At 56.6% G+C, this 16,830-nt stretch carries 16 protein-coding genes and 1 riboswitch; of the genes, 9 read left to right on the top strand and 7 right to left on the bottom strand.

What is annotated here, in order from left to right; genetic code table 11:
• Positions 1-58: 58 nt before the first annotated feature.
• The 6 genes from pap (at position 59) to EKL30_RS06685 (ending at position 6,482) form a co-directional block, all read left to right on the top strand.
• Positions 59-1,582, top strand: a complete 1,524-nt coding sequence (pap, locus tag EKL30_RS06710) for a polyphosphate:AMP phosphotransferase (protein WP_126706408.1) — start codon at positions 59-61, stop codon at positions 1,580-1,582.
• On the top strand, positions 1,579-2,055 hold the full coding sequence (locus tag EKL30_RS06705; protein ID WP_126706407.1) for an HIT family protein: 477 nt from the start codon (positions 1,579-1,581) through the stop codon (positions 2,053-2,055). The genes pap and EKL30_RS06705 overlap by 4 nt, the downstream gene beginning before the upstream one ends.
• On the top strand, positions 2,045-2,815 hold the full coding sequence (locus EKL30_RS06700; RefSeq protein WP_126706406.1) for a uracil-DNA glycosylase: 771 nt from the start codon (positions 2,045-2,047) through the stop codon (positions 2,813-2,815). Before EKL30_RS06705 ends, EKL30_RS06700 begins: the two co-directional genes overlap by 11 nt.
• 386 nt (positions 2,816-3,201) lie before the next feature.
• On the top strand, positions 3,202-4,908 hold the full coding sequence (locus EKL30_RS06695; RefSeq protein ID WP_126706405.1) for a DEAD/DEAH box helicase: 1,707 nt from the start codon (positions 3,202-3,204) through the stop codon (positions 4,906-4,908).
• Between the two features lie 141 nt (positions 4,909-5,049).
• A complete protein-coding gene (locus EKL30_RS06690) occupies positions 5,050-5,256 on the top strand; it encodes a hypothetical protein (protein WP_126706404.1) in 207 nt (68 codons plus the stop codon).
• Positions 5,253-6,482: a class I SAM-dependent methyltransferase gene (locus EKL30_RS06685; protein ID WP_370246229.1), complete on the top strand. Its 1,230-nt coding sequence runs from the start codon at positions 5,253-5,255 to the stop codon at positions 6,480-6,482. The genes EKL30_RS06690 and EKL30_RS06685 overlap by 4 nt, the downstream gene beginning before the upstream one ends.
• An 89-nt stretch (positions 6,483-6,571) precedes the next feature.
• Here EKL30_RS06685 and EKL30_RS06680 read toward each other — a convergent pair whose 3' ends face one another.
• Together EKL30_RS06680 and EKL30_RS06675 are read right to left on the bottom strand one after the other, a co-directional pair.
• Positions 6,572-7,693, bottom strand: a complete 1,122-nt coding sequence (locus tag EKL30_RS06680; protein WP_126706403.1) for a tRNA CCA-pyrophosphorylase — start codon at positions 7,691-7,693, stop codon at positions 6,572-6,574.
• Entirely contained in the window at positions 7,690-9,807 is a 2,118-nt protein-coding gene (locus EKL30_RS06675; protein WP_126706402.1) for a transglycosylase SLT domain-containing protein, read from the bottom strand. The genes EKL30_RS06680 and EKL30_RS06675 overlap by 4 nt, the downstream gene beginning before the upstream one ends.
• A 28-nt stretch (positions 9,808-9,835) precedes the next feature.
• On the opposite strand from EKL30_RS06675, the gene EKL30_RS06670 reads away from it, so the two are divergent.
• Positions 9,836-10,468: a 5-formyltetrahydrofolate cyclo-ligase gene (locus EKL30_RS06670; RefSeq protein WP_126706401.1), complete on the top strand. Its 633-nt coding sequence runs from the start codon at positions 9,836-9,838 to the stop codon at positions 10,466-10,468.
• A gap of 20 nt (positions 10,469-10,488) precedes the next feature.
• Here EKL30_RS06670 and metF read toward each other — a convergent pair whose 3' ends face one another.
• The 5 genes from metF to metK all read right to left on the bottom strand — a co-directional run bounded on the left by metF (position 10,489) and on the right by metK (position 14,831).
• Complete coding sequence (gene metF, locus EKL30_RS06665; RefSeq protein WP_126706400.1) at positions 10,489-11,328, bottom strand: methylenetetrahydrofolate reductase [NAD(P)H]; 840 nt, start codon at positions 11,326-11,328, stop codon at positions 10,489-10,491.
• On the bottom strand, positions 11,325-11,663 hold the full coding sequence (locus EKL30_RS06660) for a phage holin family protein (RefSeq protein ID WP_126706399.1): 339 nt from the start codon (positions 11,661-11,663) through the stop codon (positions 11,325-11,327). Before EKL30_RS06660 ends, metF begins: the two co-directional genes overlap by 4 nt.
• 27 nt (positions 11,664-11,690) lie before the next feature.
• Positions 11,691-13,109 (bottom strand): adenosylhomocysteinase, encoded by a 1,419-nt coding sequence (ahcY, locus tag EKL30_RS06655; RefSeq protein WP_126706398.1) that lies wholly within the window; start codon positions 13,107-13,109, stop codon positions 11,691-11,693.
• 67 nt (positions 13,110-13,176) lie between these two features.
• Positions 13,177-13,280, bottom strand: a riboswitch (S-adenosyl-L-homocysteine riboswitch).
• A gap of 21 nt (positions 13,281-13,301) precedes the next feature.
• Complete coding sequence (locus EKL30_RS06650; protein WP_126706568.1) at positions 13,302-13,487, bottom strand: DUF1289 domain-containing protein; 186 nt, start codon at positions 13,485-13,487, stop codon at positions 13,302-13,304.
• 180 nt (positions 13,488-13,667) lie between these two features.
• Complete coding sequence (gene metK, locus EKL30_RS06645; RefSeq protein ID WP_126706397.1) at positions 13,668-14,831, bottom strand: methionine adenosyltransferase; 1,164 nt, start codon at positions 14,829-14,831, stop codon at positions 13,668-13,670.
• Positions 14,832-15,078: 247 nt separating this feature from the next.
• Here metK and EKL30_RS06640 point away from each other — a divergent pair, with 247 nt between their 5' ends.
• The gene (locus EKL30_RS06640) at positions 15,079-15,930 is read left to right on the top strand and encodes a lysophospholipid acyltransferase family protein (RefSeq protein WP_126706396.1); all 852 of its coding nucleotides are present in this window, start codon (positions 15,079-15,081) and stop codon (positions 15,928-15,930) included.
• Positions 15,930-16,820 carry a lysophospholipid acyltransferase family protein gene (locus EKL30_RS06635; RefSeq protein ID WP_126706395.1) on the top strand — a complete coding sequence of 297 codons (891 nt, stop codon included), beginning with the start codon at positions 15,930-15,932 and terminating at the stop codon, positions 16,818-16,820. Before EKL30_RS06640 ends, EKL30_RS06635 begins: the two co-directional genes overlap by 1 nt.
• The last annotated feature ends 10 nt before the right edge of the window (positions 16,821-16,830 follow it).

Below are 16,830 nucleotides of genomic sequence, written 5' to 3'. Positions count from 1 at the left end.
TCCGTTTATGGCAAGCGGACATCACGGCATCCCGTCACTATCATTTGCGACCACGCCTATGTTTGATGCAGCCGAATCCGATCCCAGGCTTACAGCAGAACAAGCAAAGCCCCTCGAAGCCAAGCTGCGCACGGCACTTCTCAAAGCGCAGTACGCAAGACTGAAGAAGGCGGATCAGTCCTTGCTGATCGTCATTGCGGGAATAGACGGTGCGGGTAAGGGCGCCTCGATCAGCTTGCTGAACGAATGGATGGATGCGCGCCATATCCGCACGAGCGCCTTTGGCGAGCCCACGCTCGAGGAAAGGAAATTTCCTTTTTTTTGGCGCTACTGGCAGAAACTGCCCGCCGAAGGCAAGATCGGCATCGTCTTCGGGTCGTGGTACGAGCCCTTATTCAAGGAAGCGGGAAAAAAGAAACCTGACCCGGCCGCCATTCAAGAACATGCGCAGGTGGCACGTCAGTTCGAAACCATGCTTTCGCACGATGGCGTACAAATCATCAAGCTGTGGTATCACTTATCGCAAGAGGCGCAGGTACAGCGGACAGACAAGCTACTTTCCAACCCGGAAACGGCATGGCGAGTCCGCCCTGAAGATATCAAGGTAAGAAAAAAGTTCGCACGCCTGCGCGACGCCGGGGCTTTGGGAATCTCGCTTACTCATAGCGAACACGCTCCGTGGCAAGTCATACCCAGCGCCGACGAAGAAATGCGTTCGATATCGACCGGCCAGGCGGTTCTGGCGGCCTTGCGGCGCCCTGTGCGCGAACATATCGCCAAAGAACGCGGAACAGAGACCACCGAGGCGGCCGAAGCAGTAAGTGTCAACGCGTTGGCAATTTCGGGCCGCCTTCACTTAGCAGAGCCCCCGGCACCGCGGCTGCAGGAACTTGATTACCATGTGGCGCTGAACGACCATGATTACGACCAGCAGCTCGCCATGTGGCAAAGCCGCCTTGCCAAACTCACCCAAAGCAAGAAATTTGAAAAACTACCTTTAATACTGGTATTCGAGGGTCAGGACGCGGCGGGAAAAGGCGGCACCATTCGGCGCATTACCCATGCACTGGACGCCCGGCAGTTCCATGCCATTCCCATCTCTGCGCCGAGTCCGGAAGAATTGGCGCACCCTTATTTGTGGCGTTTCTGGCGCGACCTGCCCGGTCCCGGGAAAGTCACTATTTTCGACCGCTCATGGTATGGGCGCGTTTTGGTCGAGCGTGTGGAAAAACTGATCCAGCCTGCGCAATGGCAACGGGCCTACGCTGAAATTAACCACTTCGAGAGCCAGCTCCGCGACGGCGGTGCCCTGGTACTTAAGTTCTGGCTGGCGATCACCAAAGACGAACAACTGAAGCGGTTCCATGAACGGCAGTCCTCTACCTTCAAATCGTTCAAGATCACCCCCGACGACTGGCGCAACCGGAAGAAATGGGATGACTATACCCATGCGGCCAACGACATGTTCGCCCGCACCGATACTCCTCATTGCCCGTGGCATGTATTGTCGGCCAACGACAAACAGCATGCCCGCGTCGCCGTACTTGAAACCATTGTCAGTGCCTTGGATAAATCCCTATGACGTTGATTGCCGCTTGCCCGTTATGCGAGCACCCGGGTGGAGCCGTGCTGTGGCATAACGCCCACCTCAGAGTCATTGACGTTAATGATTCGTCGCACCCTGGCTTCACGCGCGTTGTATGGCGGGATCACGTCAGCGAAATGACGCAGCTGCAAGCCCGTCAGCGGAACGAACTCATGGAGGTAGTCTGGCAGGTTGAACAGGTACAACGCGACATATTGCTTCCGTCCAAAGTAAATATCGCGCAGCTGGGCAATATGGTGCCGCATTTGCATTGGCACCTGATTCCCAGATGGTCTAACGACAGCCATTTCCCGGAACCCATCTGGGCCGCCGCGCCGGTTCGGTCAGCGGACGAGCTTCATGCATGGCAGGCCCGGAAAGCTGAAATCGAATTCTTGTTGCCTCGCTACCGGTCAGAATTGACAGCGGCCCTGGCGCAGCTGCCTATAAGCGCGCCCCATGCCCGATAATCGGAGCGCCCAACGCACGCTGTTTGAGCGAGCCGACAATACCCTTATAGAGTTGCCAGAGGCGCAACTAGCGCGCCTGTCGCCGGCATGGCAACAAACACTGCAAACGTCGGGTAGCCTCGAAGCGCTACACGGCGTATCGGCTTTTCTGGCAAACAGGATTGCATGCGGCGCAGAAATTTATCCCAGATTTATCTTTCGGGCCCTTGAGTATGTGGAAGTGGACGCTGTCCGCGTCGTGATCCTTGGCCAGGATCCCTACCATGGACCTGGCCAAGCACAAGGCCTGGCGTTCTCGGTACCGAACACCTGCCCTTGCCCCCCGAGTCTGCGCAATATATTCAAGGAGCTCGCGCTCGAGTACCCCGACGCCCCACCGCGAAAAGAGCACTATCTGGGCGACTGGGCTAGCCAAGGGGTGCTGCTGTTGAATACCGCCCTGACGGTTGAGGCAAGCAGTCCCGGGTCCCATGCGAAGAAAGGTTGGGAGCTCATCACGAACGCCATCATCCGGCGCGTGGCTCAAACCCCTCAGCCCAAAGTATTCATGCTGTGGGGAGCCCATGCACAAAGCAAACAAGCCTTGCTGGCAGACAGTAAGGGAGGTCCGCTGAAGGTATTAAGCGCTAACCACCCATCGCCCTTATCGGCGCTACGCCCGCCCGTGCCATTCATTGGCTGCGGGCATTTTTCCCTAGCCAATGAATGGCTTGACCGACATCATCAAGCTCCGGTCGAATGGCTAAGAGCGGGGGCTTAGTCAATTCGCAGCTGTTTTGCAAAGATCACCATTGCTGCAGCACGTCGTGAAAACCAAAAAATATCGAATAATTTACGATCTGTTGCAAAGCAACAACGCTAGGGGTTTCCCCGGATAAGGAAATAGGGCTATACTTCTGGCACTGCATTAATCAATGCGTCGACATTTTCATACAGCATACGCTGTGTCATAGCAGTTGACTGACTTCTCAGCACCCATGTCGAACGCCATCGCTCCCTGACCCCCGAGCCTTTCGCTGCGTCTTCCAAGACACTACGCTGCACTTTAGGTTGATTCGGTCGGCACGATGCTCCAATCAACCAGCGCTTCGGGCTCACTTATCTGCCCGCGCTAGTGTATGCCGTTTTCACGGCAAAGGAACACGCATGTCTTTTGATACTTTAGGTCTTAATCCTTCCCTGTTGTCTGCCGTTCTGAAGGCTGGCTTTAACGAGCCAACTCCTGTTCAGGCAGCCGCCATTCCCAAGGCGCTGGCAGGTAGCGACCTGATGGTTTCCGCACAAACGGGTAGTGGTAAAACCGCCGCCTTCATGCTGCCGGCCCTGAACCGCATTTCTGAAATGGCGGCCACTAACAAGGGCACCGGCGTACAAGTGCTGGTGTTGACTCCAACCCGCGAACTCGCAATGCAAGTCGCCGAAGCGACTAAGCTTTACGGCGCACACCTTAAAGATCTGCGTATCGCCGTCGTCGTGGGCGGTATGCCTTACGGCGCGCAGCTCAAGCAGCTCTCCCGCCGCGTCGACGTGCTGGTTGCTACCCCCGGCCGCCTCATCGATCACCTGCAAGCCAAACGCGTCAATTTGTCGACCGTGCATACACTGGTGCTGGACGAAGCTGACCGCATGCTGGACATGGGCTTTATCGAAGACATCGAAACGATTGTAGGCAGCACACCGAAAGATCGCCAGACGCTATTATTCTCGGCCACTCTCGACGGCACGATCGCTCGCCTGGCCGCGAAGATGATGCACAATCCCGAGCAGATCCAACTGTCGAGCCAGAAAGAAAAGCATTCAAACATTACGCAAAGCTTGTTGTACGCCGACGATAACGGTCACAAAATGCGTTTGCTCGATCACGTGTTGCGCGATGCGAACATGGATCAGGCCATTGTTTTCACTTCGACCAAACGCGGTGCAGACGATCTGGCAGAACGCCTGTCCGATCAAGGCTTTGCAGCAGGCGCCTTGCATGGCGACATGAACCAGCGCCAACGCACCCGCACATTGGGTATGTTGCAAAAAGGCCAACTGCGCGTTCTAGTAGCCACCGATGTAGCGGCTCGCGGTATCGACGTACAAGGTATCAGCCATGCAGTGAACTACGACCTGCCTATGCAAGCCGAAGATTACGTTCACCGTATCGGTCGTACCGGCCGTGCCGGCCGTAGCGGTCTGGCCTTTACCCTGGCTACCCATTCAGAACGTCATAAAGTGCGTCGCATCGAACACTTCATTGGCCAGCCTATTCCTCCGCAAGAGATCGAAGGTCTTGAGCCCAAGAAAACAGCACGTCCTACTTACACCGACCGCAAGGGCAGTGGCAAAAGCTTCGCTCCTCGTGCCGGCTTCGGCGGCGGAAAGCCCAGCTATGCTCGCAAGCCCGGCGCCGATCGCGGCGGATTCGGCGACAAGCCAGCGTACGAAGGCAAGCCACGCTTTGGCGACAAGCCTGCTTACGAAGGTCGTCCTGCACGCCCATCGTCGTACGAAGGCCGTCCGTCCACCGACCGTGGCGCTGATAGCCGCAAGAGCTTTGGCGGCGAAGAACGCAGTGGTGGCTACAAGGGCCGCAGCGATTTCGCGAGCGCTGACGCACGTCCTGCACGTACCGAACGTCCTCGTACCGATCGGCCAGGTTTGAGCGATCGTCCTGCATTCAGCGATCGGCCTGCATTCAGCGATCGCCCTTCATTCGGCGACCGTCCTACACGCAGCGCGCGTCCCGACTTCGCTCATAAGGCTCCTGGCGCAAAGCCTGCCGCCCGTCCGGCAACACGCCCGGGCTTTGCTGGCAAGCCAACCTCGACCCGTGGCAAAAGCGCCGCTCGTCGTGACTTCGCTGCATAAGTAGTCACTGAAACACCGGGACTGTAGGGCTCAACCTCCTGCCCCACGAACCCCGCCTCGCGCGGGGTTTTTTTTGGCCATCACTCGCTACAATAGAAGATTGTCCTTGTATCGGTATCCAACAGGCGCCTCGTCAATCACATGAAACAACTTGTGCGCAAGCCCTTTTTCCTTGCCATGCTGCTCACCATCCCATTGTGGATAGTCTTCAGCAACTTTGTCGTTGCCATTATGGTGGCATTGTTTTCCGCATTTCTGGTGTCCATGTGCCATTCCCTGTACGTCGTGAACCGCGCGAATAAAAAACAACCGCCAACAGACTTGCCGCCGACCGACGAAACCTTATGACCATGCATCCCTCGTCCATTATTCCATCCGGACTCCCTGCTCTGGACGCCGACTCGTCGGCCCACGCGCAAGCGGTTTCCCATTACCTGATGCAGCAAATCCGGGCTTCTGATATTGATTTCATACCCTTCGACACGTGGATGGACATGGCGCTGTATGCCCCCGGCCTCGGTTATTATTCGGCTGGAAATACCAAGTTCGGATCGCACCTGCCTACGGGCGACTTCACCACGGCGCCCGAGCTCACACCCCTCTATGGCCGAACCCTTGCCCGGCAGGTTGCGCAGGTCCTGACTGAAAGCGAGTCTGTGACCGTGCTGGAATTTGGCGCTGGCTCGGGGGCTCTCGCCGCGGCCATTATTCCCGCCTTGCGCCAGATGGGTATTGAACCGGTTTATCAAATTCTTGAAGTGTCGGCCGATCTTCGGGCCAGGCAACAACAAGGGCTGGCCTCCCTGGGTGCCAATATAAGCTGGCTTACCGAATTTCCTGTCGAATTCTCCGGCTGTGTAGTCGCCAACGAAGTGCTCGACGCCATGCCGGTAACGTTGTTTCGCTGGAATGACGACGGCGAGCTTATGGAGCTAGGCGTACGGCTTGCCCAGGCATCGCAAAACCACGCCGTGGCGGTCGAGGCAGCAGACGGTACTAACGCCCCCTTGCCTTCATTCGAATTCGCTGAGCGTCGCGCCGACCCCGCTTTGCAGGGCCTGGTCTCCCAACGCATGCCCCCGCTACCCGGCTATCAGTCCGAAATCAATCGGCAGGCCGAAGCATGGATGACGCAAATGGGTTCGTGGCTGAAACGTGGCGCGGCCTTATTGATGGATTACGGTTTCCCGCAGCGTGAGTACTATCATCCTCAACGCCACGAGGGCACGCTGATGTGTCATTTTCGTCATCACGCCCATAGCCAGCCCCTGATTTACGCAGGGCTTCAGGACATCACCAGCCATGTCGACTTTACGGCAATGGCCGATGCCGCGCTAAGCGGGGGATTGCAAGTCCTGGGATATACATCGCAAGCACGTTTCCTGATAAATGCTGGCTTGCCCGATTTATTGACACAAACCGATGCCGTCACCAACCCGCAGACGATGTCCGCCGTACAGAAGCTGCTTTCCGAAGCTGAAATGGGTGAATTATTTAAGGTCCTCGCCGTGGGCCGCGGCGTCGACCAAGCACTTATGGGTTTTAACCGAGGTGATCGGCGCGACCGCTTATAATTCCGTCTTTAAATGGAACGTGCACGTTGTCGACTTCGCGTGCATTACAACCGTAATGTCTGCCCTTCGCCTTCGCGTTTACGTCTGATCTAGAAACGGAACAACGAAGCGCTGGCCAGGCTTTCCAATGCCTGCAAACGGGCATGGCGCAGTTCTTCCTTGATGCGGCCGGGTTCGCCTTGCAATGATTTTGCAATGGCGCCGGCATCGATCGAACGGATAGCGGCTACTCGCGCACGCCAGGCATTTTGATCCACCTTATGCACGCATTCTGCCGCGGCCAACAAAGCAAGAAAGCGTTCTGGCTTTCGCAGTGCATCGCAACGTTCCATCAGGCTCAAAGCCTTACTGGCTGCATCGCTGAGGTCGTCGGGCTCGAGTGCAGCATTCTCCAACACAACCGGCAAAAGCTTCGCATAGTCTTGGCAATCACCCGGCGCACGCACGTGCTGGCCTATGCTTTGCGGCTGCGCTGACAGCCGGCACAGAAGCGCAAAACGGCAAGCCAAACTTAAACCCGCCTGCGCGGCACAGGCCAATTCCTGGTTCTGCTGAGGGCTGAATTGCAAACCCGGCAGCACCCGGGGCAGAGCCCCGGTGGCTGCGAGTACCTCGAACATACGTCCCGGGGTATCCGTCATTAAACCTTTGGCCATTTCGCGCCAGACCCGCTCGGGAACCAAGGTATCCACCTCACCATCGTCGACCAGGCGACGCGCTAGCTGTTGCGTTTCCGGAGCGATCGAAAAGTCGGCAAACCGGGCAGCAAAGCGGGCCAGCCTGAGCAAGCGCACCGGATCTTCGACGAATGCCTGCCCAACATGCCGTAGCACCTTGTTGGCAATATCAGCACTGCCGTTCAACGGATCGATCAGGCGCCCATCTGGGGCCTGCGCGATCGCGTTGACGGTGAGATCGCGCCGCTGCAGATCGTCTTCGAGGCTGACATCGCTGCCCGTATAAAACGTGAAGCCTTTGTAGCCCCGCCCCGATTTACGCTCCGTACGAGCCAGGGCGTATTCCTCTTTGGTCTTTGGGTGCAGGAACACCGGGAAGTCGCCCCCGACAGGAATGAAGCCTCGCCTGGACATCTCTTCGGGTGTCGAGCCAACGACAACCCAATCGCGGTCGCCCGCGGGAAGACCGAGCAGAGTATCGCGGACAGCACCGCCGACGATATAGGCGTCAAGTCCGCGAACAGGGTCACTCATGGCAGTGTGATGCGCTTGACGGGTTCCGGCGACACCGTACCCAGACGTTCCTTGAGTGAATGCGGTCTACCTGTGAACATCATGGCGTAGTACGTTGCGTTGGACATCACGTTCTTGACGTATAAGCGGGTCTCCGTAAACGGGATGGTTTCGGCGAAGATAGCGCCTTCCACTGGAGCACCAAGTTTGGAGCGCCACTGAACAGGCCGCCCCGGGCCAGCGTTATAGCCTGCAGTGGCCAGCATTTGCGAGCCGTTCAAGTCGCTTAACACCATATTCAGATAATTGGTGCCCAATACGGTATTCGTGTCGAAATCATTGACCGATGACGGAGTGAAATCTTTCATGCCTATCTTCTTGGCTACCCATCGGGCCGTGGCTGGCATGAGCTGCATCAGCCCTGACGCACCCACGCGGGAACGCGCATCGGTAATGAAACGCGATTCCTGCCGGATCAGGCCATATACCCAGGCTGGGTCCAAATTGATCAGTCGCGCCTTTGCCGTGACCCTGCCTTCGAATGGTGCAATGAAACGCTGCGTAAAGTCGATTTCCTTTTCGGTGCGCAGCGACGTATTCACCACGCGATCATAAATACGTTCCTGGCGCGCCAGTTCGGCTGCCGCAAGCAATTGGCGATCGCTCATGCCTTGCAATGCAAAGTTCCATTCGGGCACTGCCTCGGGACGCCAACCCAGATCGAACAATTGAATGGCGCGTTGTAAACCGGCATTGGATTTAGCCTGTTGGAGCTCGGCCGCGGTTACCGGCGCAGGCGCCGGTGGCAAGGTTGGCGTCTTGCCAAGTTCCTCACTGGCCAGTTGGCCATAAAAGCTCAGTTCATTAGCGATAGACTCATAATGCTGCGTGGCCGCCTTTTTATTACCTTGGGCTTCAAGCGCCCGGGCATACCAATATACCCACACCGGCTCAGCGGCCTGGCTCGCCGACATTCTGCGGATAGATTTAGCTACCAACTCCCAGTCAATGACGGCTTGCCGCAATTCGGCCCGGACCTGCCAGGCATGGTTGTAATCGGTAAGGCGCGCATTGCCGGAACGTCGGTACCAGACCGCCGCATCTTGTTCAACATTCAATGCGGCTACCAGGCCAAACTGGCTCCAGACCCATTCAATATGCGACTTGGGCATAGCCTTGGCCCAATTGCTGTCTACATAGGCAGCGTTCTCGGAACGGCTCTTGCCATAGGCCAGCCGCGACAAGGCGATAGTGACGAGCTCGGTGTCGACACGATTCTTGGGCGCTGCGCGGTTGGTTAGCCATTTGCGCGGATCTTTCATGATGGCGGCATAGTGCACCATATCGGCCGCATCGAACATGACCGCGGCCAGGCGCTGGGCGTCGCCGGCCTTATTGGTTTCTAGCGTGGCGCGCAGTAGCGGTTCCAGTTCTTTCCAGCCAATGATCTTGCTGTTTTCAAGCTCATCCAGCATGCCCCAGCACGCGCGGTTAGGCTTGAATACCGCCATGGCATCAGCACTTTTCACACGCTGCCCAGTCATGTGCTGGGACATTACACGCGAGCAATCGACATTGGCGTTACTGTTTACCACCGGACCGAGCTTATTCACCAAGGCATAGTTCCCCGAGCGCGCGGCGGCAACAATCCAGTCAGCCTTGATTTTGTCAGCCAGATAGGCGTCTTGATTCACCTTCATGAACTGCTGCAACTGCGCATCGGGCACTGGGCTGGTGCTGTCTTGCAATTGCTGACGCAATAGCCAATAGTTGGCGTACGAACCCAGGACTGTATCGGTTTGCGCAAGCGGAACAAGGCTCTCAAGCCGAGTCCATTGCTTTTTCTGCATGGCATCACGGGCATCGAGCACAGCTTGGCGCGCCATAGGGGGAGTGTATAAAATGACGGTCGGGGCAACAGGGGCGACAGCCGGTTCGATTGAAAGCTCCAGGGCGCCTACGTACGGCGTATTTAACGCTACTGCTGGCGTTGCCGAGAGAACCGGTTGATCAGCACCCGCACAACCGGCCACGCCTATCGAAAGCGCGACCCAAAGACTGCAGCGCGAAGGCCGGCCAGTGGCCACAGCAGAAAAGTTCCGGATTTTCTGATACCGTTGCCTATTAGATGCCATCTTGTCTTGATCCCACATAATACCGCCCATGAATAACAACACACAGAATAACGCAGTCCCACTTCGCGTGCGACTAAAACAACTGCGAGCCGCACAAAGCCCAGCGGACCGCAGCCGCGGTGGGCTTTTGATTCGCGGCCGCCTATTCACTTGGCTGGCCACGAATCGCAGCAAACTACTGGACGCTGGCAAGCCCGTTCCGCGCAATATTGCCGCGTTCTGGTCCATGGAAGACGAACCGCAACTGCAACCCTTATTGCGCCAATGGGTGGAACAAGAGGGCTACCAGGTATCGCTACCCATCGTGGTTGGCCCAGATTCTCCGCTTGAGTTCAAGCTTTGGAAACCTGATGCACCCATGCAGGAAGGCGTCTACGGCATACAAGAACCCCTAGGCGATTCCGCCCCCCTGCCCGATATCATCCTTGTGCCTACCCTCGGCTACACCCGCCAAGGCGACCGCGTAGGTTACGGAAAAGGGTATTACGACCGTACCCTGGCGGCGTTTAAGGCACAGAAACACCCGTATACCAGCATAGGAATAGCCTGGGCTACGGGCGATTTATCAAATGAAAAGCATATCCCGGCTCCTCATGACGTAAAGCTCGACGCCATCCTGACCGACAAAGGATGGGCCGTTCCTGCTCCCTCTCTGGTATGAAACCACCACTACGGGCGTTATCAATCCAGACGTAACTGACGCCATATTGCCATCGTGACTTCGGCATTATTAAGGGTATAAAAATGCAGGCCTGGAGCGCCATTGTCCAGCAGATCTTGCGAGAGCCTGGAAATAACGTCCACGCCGAACGCCTTGATTGATGCCTTGTCGTCCCCGAAGTCTGCCAGGCGCAAACGTATCCATCGGGGAATTTCAGCACCGCACATATTGGAAAAGCGTGCCAGCTGGGCGTAGTTCGTGATCGGCATGATGCCCGGCACGATCGGGATATCGATTCCTTTCGCGCGGCTGCGTTCCACAAAATCGAAATACGCATCGGCGTTGAAGAAATATTGCGTAATAGCGCTATTGGCCCCAGCCCGCACCTTATTGACGAAGTGATCAAGATCGGCGGCCGCACTGGAAGCTTGCGGGTGCATTTCGGGATATCCAGCGACCTCGATGTGGAACCAGTCTCCGCTATGTTCCCGAATGAAGGCCACCAGATCGCTTGCATAATGCAGTTCGCCCTGATCGCCACCCATGCCGGAGGGCATATCACCACGCAGAGCCACTATGCGCTTGATACCCTGTTCGCGATAGGCATCCAGTATATCGGCCAGAATTGCTCGCGTCGCTCCGATGCACGACAAATGGGGCGCTGCGTCACACCCCAGGTTTTTCAACAACCGTACCGTGTCCGCCGTACCCGTGCGCGTAGAACCGCCCGCACCAAACGTTACGCTAACGTATGACGGATACAGGGCCAGCAGCTGCTTGGCCGACCGCAGGAGCTTTTCCTGCGCGGCGGTATCACGGGGAGGGAAGAATTCGAGGCTTATTGCTTTTTTGGGGCTCATCGGACCAACAGCCTGGATAGTAGCCCCGACACGATGCTGTAGATGAAGGCGCCCAACAGAGCCCACCAAAAACCGCTGACCTGAAAGCCCTTCAGCACTGAACCGGCAAACCAGAAGACCAGCGCATTGAGCACCAACAGGAAAAGCCCCAGCGTGACGATGGTAATGGGCAGCGTCAGCAAGACCAGCAGTGGCTTGACCAGCGTATTAAGCAGCCCCAACACCAGCGCGGCGATCAGTGCGGATCCGAATGAAGCCACGGTGATACCGGGCAGGATATAAGCGACCACCAACAAGGCGACGGCGTTCAATATCCAGACGAAAATAAGTTCCATAGTGTGACCTTTTTTATTCAGCCGTACTTAATAGCGGTAATGTTCAGGTTTGTACGGACCGGCAACGGGAACGTTGATGTAATCGGCCTGATCCTGACGCAGTTCGGTCAGGTGCACACCCAACTTTTTAAGGTGCAACCGAGCAACCTTCTCGTCCAGATGTTTGGGCAGCACATAAACCTGACCTTTTTCGTAGGCGTCGCCGCGCGTAAAGAGCTCAATCTGGGCGATGGTCTGATTGGTGAACGAAGCCGACATCACAAACGAAGGATGGCCCGTGGCGCAGCCCAGATTCACCAAGCGGCCCTTCGCCAAAAGAATAATACGCTTGCCGTCCGGGAAAATGACATGATCGACCTGGGGCTTGACCTCTTCCCATGTCAGGTCTTCGATAGAAGCGACATCGATTTCATTATCGAAGTGGCCAATGTTGCAAACGATGGCCTGGTCCTTCATGACATCCATGTGGGCACGCGTAATAACGTGATAATTGCCGGTGGCGGTTACGAAGATATCGGCTTTATCGGCGGCTTCATCGATGGTGACGACTTTGTACCCTTCCATTGAGGCTTGCAGGGCACAAATCGGGTCGACCTCGGTGACCCAGACTTGAGCGCGCAAAGCGGACAAGGCTTGTGCGCAACCTTTACCGACGTCGCCGAAACCGCAAACCACCGCGATCTTGCCCGCGATCATTACGTCGGTGGCTCGCTTGATACCGTCGACCAGCGATTCGCGGCAACCGTACAGATTATCGAATTTGGACTTGGTCACCGAGTCATTGACGTTGATGCCGGGAAATGCCAGCTCACCCTTTTTGGACATTTGGTATAGGCGGTGAACCCCCGTAGTGGTTTCTTCGGTCACGCCCTTGATCTCGGCCAGCCGTGTGGAATACCACTTGGGATCACGCGCCAGCTGAGCCTTTATCGAGGCAAACAACACCCTTTCTTCTTCGCTGGTGGGTTTATCCAGTACCGATAGATTTGTTTCAGCCTTGGCGCCAAGATGCAGCAGGACAGTCGCGTCGCCGCCGTCGTCGAGGATCATGTTGGCGTGCTGCCCATCTGGCCACTGGAAAATCTGATGGGTATATTGCCAGTAGTCTTCAAGGGTTTCACCCTTGATTGCGAATACGGGCGTACCGCTCGCGGCGATAGCGGCGGCGGCGTGGTCTTGCGTCGAAAAAATATTGCATGATGCCCAGCGAACTTCGGCACCCAATGCTTTGAGGGTTTCGATCAGGACGGCGGTCTGGATCGTCATGTGCAGACTGCCTGCAATACGCGCGCCTTTTAAAGGTTGCGAAGCAGAGAACTCTTCACGCGTGGACATCAGACCAGGCATTTCGGTTTCGGCGATCGCGATTTCTCTGCGACCCCAGCCGGCCAGGGCGATGTCGGCAACTTTGTAATCGGAGAATGTGATGTCAGTGACAGTGTTCATGGTTCTATTCCAATAAACCTGCACCAGCGTAAGCATCGCAACAACAGCTCATCTTCGCCTGTGCAAGGGATGATGAGCGCCGTTGGAACAAAAGACAGTCCTGAGCCTAGCGGGCGGAACTGTAAAGCCATTGGCTCCAGTCACGACCCCGTCGCAGCGCTCCTCAGGAAGCCAGGATTTTAACGTAAATAACTAAGCTTTGCGGCGCGGATACCCTTGCGCCTTGATACGCGTCCAAACCCGCAGTCTTTCACCTTCATCAAGAAACACCCAATTAGCCACTTCCATGGCAGTACGCCCACAGCCCCGGCATATGTCGTCGTACAGGGTCGAACAGATGGCCACACACGGGGAATCGGTGGGTGCAAGGCTGCGCATATTCAGGTCGTCGGTATGGGCGGCATTGTTACCCAGACTTTCACGATGCGCCTCGACAACCTCAAGGCGGCGCCTGGCCGTCTGGAAAGAAGTATCAGAATCGGAAGATGAATACGAATCAGGCATAAAGGTAATTCCTGCCGTCACGGGCCACACCGACCCGTTTCGGACTAGCAGCGATCAGGCCGCCTTCTTAAGGATTTGCACCTTGTCGGAGGCTTCCCAGGTGAACTCGGGCTCGGTACGACCGAAGTGCCCGTAAGCGGCGGTTTTTGCGTATATGGGGCGTAAAAGGTCCAGCATGTTGATGATCCCTTTTGGGCGCAGATCAAAGTTCTCACGTACGAGACGGGCGATTTGATCATCAGGTATTACGCCAGTGCCTTCAGTGTAAACCGTGATATTGATGGGCTCGGCCACCCCGATCGCGTAACTGACCTGTACCTGGCACTGACGCGCCAGCCCTGCTGCAACAATATTCTTGGCGACGTACCGCGCTGCGTATGCTGCGGAACGGTCCACCTTGGAGGGGTCTTTTCCAGAAAAAGCACCGCCGCCGTGGGGGCAGGCGCCACCGTACGTATCAACAATAATCTTGCGTCCCGTCAGCCCGCAGTCGCCTTGTGGCCCACCAATAATGAAGACCCCTGTGGGATTGATCATGAATTTGGTGGCCGGGGTAAGTAAGCCATCCGGGAAGCTCGGCTTGATAATATGTTCGATGACCGCTTCGCGGATATCGCTTTGCGAAACATCCGGAGCATGCTGGGTCGACAATACAACGGTATCGACCTCGACCGGCTTGCCGTTGACATAGCGGAACGTAACTTGCGATTTCGCGTCAGGACGCAACCAAGGCAAACGGCCATCTTTACGCAATTCGCTTTGCCGTTGCACCAGGCGGTGCGCGTACCAGATCGGAGCGGGCATGAGATCGGGTGTTTCGTCGCAGGCATAACCGAACATCAGGCCCTGGTCGCCAGCGCCCTGATTCAGAATTTCGTCTTCGGTTCGGTCGACACCCTTGGCGATATCGGGTGACTGTTTATCGTACGCCACTAGTACCGCACACCCCTTGTGATCGATACCGTATTCGGTATTGTCGTAGCCGATACGTTTGATGGTGTCACGCGCTATCTGGATATAGTCAACGTTGGCCGTGGTGGTGATTTCGCCAGCAAGAATCACCAGCCCTGTATTGCACAGCGTCTCGGCGGCAACGCGGGCGTTCGGGTCCTGGGTAAGGATGGCGTCGAGAATAGAATCGGAAATCTGGTCCGCGACTTTATCGGGATGGCCCTCGGAAACAGATTCGGATGTAAATAGAAAGTCGTTGTTTGCCACAGCGATGCGTCCTGTAAAGACACTGGTTGCCCAGCGGGAGGTTGAACGAAACGCGTTGCACCTCGGATGCCTGCGTAGCAGTAATGATCAGGGCGCGACGCTTTAGCGGTTTTTTTACACTTCGTTTTTGAAAACGGGGTGCGATCGCTCCGCAAGTTGTCGGTTAACTCAGCGATAAAAGGTATTTTAAGCGAAAATACTCCTGCGCACTTCTTCCCACTTTCACCGTAAGGGTTATAGCCAACTCATGCTCGTGGTTTTATTTCGATTTTTGGCTAAGCTGCCACTACCGGCTCTGCACGGCATTGGCAAGCTGGCCGGGTGCACTGTGTATGCCTGGCCGGGCCGGTATCGCAAGCGCTTGCAGACCAACGCCAGACAGGCGGGATACACCGACGCCGCCTTTGCACGGGCATCGGCCGGCCAGGCCGGTGCAATGATCCTCGAGACGCCTAAAGTCTGGCTGCAAAACGAAGAATGCCTGAAAATGGTGCGAAGCGATGACGACGCCGTCGTGCACGAGGCACTGGCCGAAAACCGCGGCATTCTGTATCTCACGCCGCATTTGGGATGCTTCGAGATCACGGCGCGCTATTTAATACAGCACGGCCCCATTACGGTCATGTTCCGGCCGCCCCGCCTGACCGGCCTTGGTCCGATCATGGAACAGGCGCGCAACACTTCCGGCTTGAATGCCGTACCCGCCAATATGCAAGGCGTGCGCGAATTCGTGCGCGCCCTTAAACGCGGCGAAGCGGTAGGCATGCTGCCCGACCAGGTGCCCGGCAGCGGCGACGGCGTTTGGGCGCCGTTTTTCAACAAGCCGGCCTACACCATGACCCTGGCCGGCAAACTGGCGCTCCAGACCGGCGTCGCGGTTATCCTTACCGCCGGCGAACGATTGTCGGCCGGAAAAGGGTGGCGCATTCACTATGTAAGGCTGGCCGAACCTCTTCCACGCGACCCACAAGCGCTGGCAACACACATTAACAGCGCCATGGAAACGTTGATCCGCCGGTTTCCCGAACAATATCTATGGAGCTATAACCGCTATAAAGTCCCGGCCGGCGCACCGCCTCGGCCGGCAGATACACCGTAATGAAGCTTAATAAATTATCCTTTCTTCGATCCCTTTTTTCTCACTTTGGCCGAAGCCCGGTGCGCAGCCGGCAGCGCTGGGCTCGTAGTCTCGCTTGGCTGGGCGTGCGCCTGATGCGCTCCCGTGCTCATATTGTGCGCACTAACCTGGCCCTTTGTTTCCCGGAACGCTCGCCCCAAGATAGGGAACGCTGGCTGCATCAGCACTTTTATCTATTGGCACAGTCAGTTGTCGATCGCGGACTATTCTGGTTCGGCCAGCCTTCGACCATACTTAACACCATACCGATCTCGGGACTCGAGCATCTTGAGCGCTTGCTCACTGCCAAACGCAAGATTATCTTGTTGGCACCGCACTTTATTGGGCTGGATGCCGCCGCCACGCGACTGACCATGTTCCTGCATGAATCAGCGACCATGTACACCCGGCAAAGCGATTCGGACGTCGATCAACTGGTACGCGAAGGCCGAGGCCGATTCAACCAAGTGCACCTTGTCAGCCGACACGACGGGGTCCGTGGGTTGATCAGGCATCTGCGCAACGGTATACCCGTTTACTACCTTCCCGACATGGATTTTGGTGTTACGGGCGCCGCCTTCTTGCCCTTCTTCAACATCCCCGCCGCCACGCTTTTGACTACAGCGCAAATCGCCAAGGCATGGGACGCCGCTGTCGTGCCCATTATCAGCCGCCTGGATCCCGAATCAGGCCAGTACAAGGTAAGCGTCCTTCCACCTTTGGAAGACTTTCCCGGCGAGCAAAGCCCTGAAAACGCCACAAAGCGCTTGAACCAGCTTATCGAGACATGGGTACGCATCGATCCACCGCAATACTATTGGGTGCACCGGCGCTTCAAAACCCGACCGCAGGGCCAAGAACGGTTCTATTAGCGCCTGCACC

This window comes from Candidimonas sp. SYP-B2681 (assembly GCF_003971065.1).
In the GTDB taxonomy this organism is placed as follows: domain Bacteria; phylum Pseudomonadota; class Gammaproteobacteria; order Burkholderiales; family Burkholderiaceae_B; genus Pollutimonas.
This window is presented reverse-complemented; position numbering and strand designations above follow the sequence as displayed.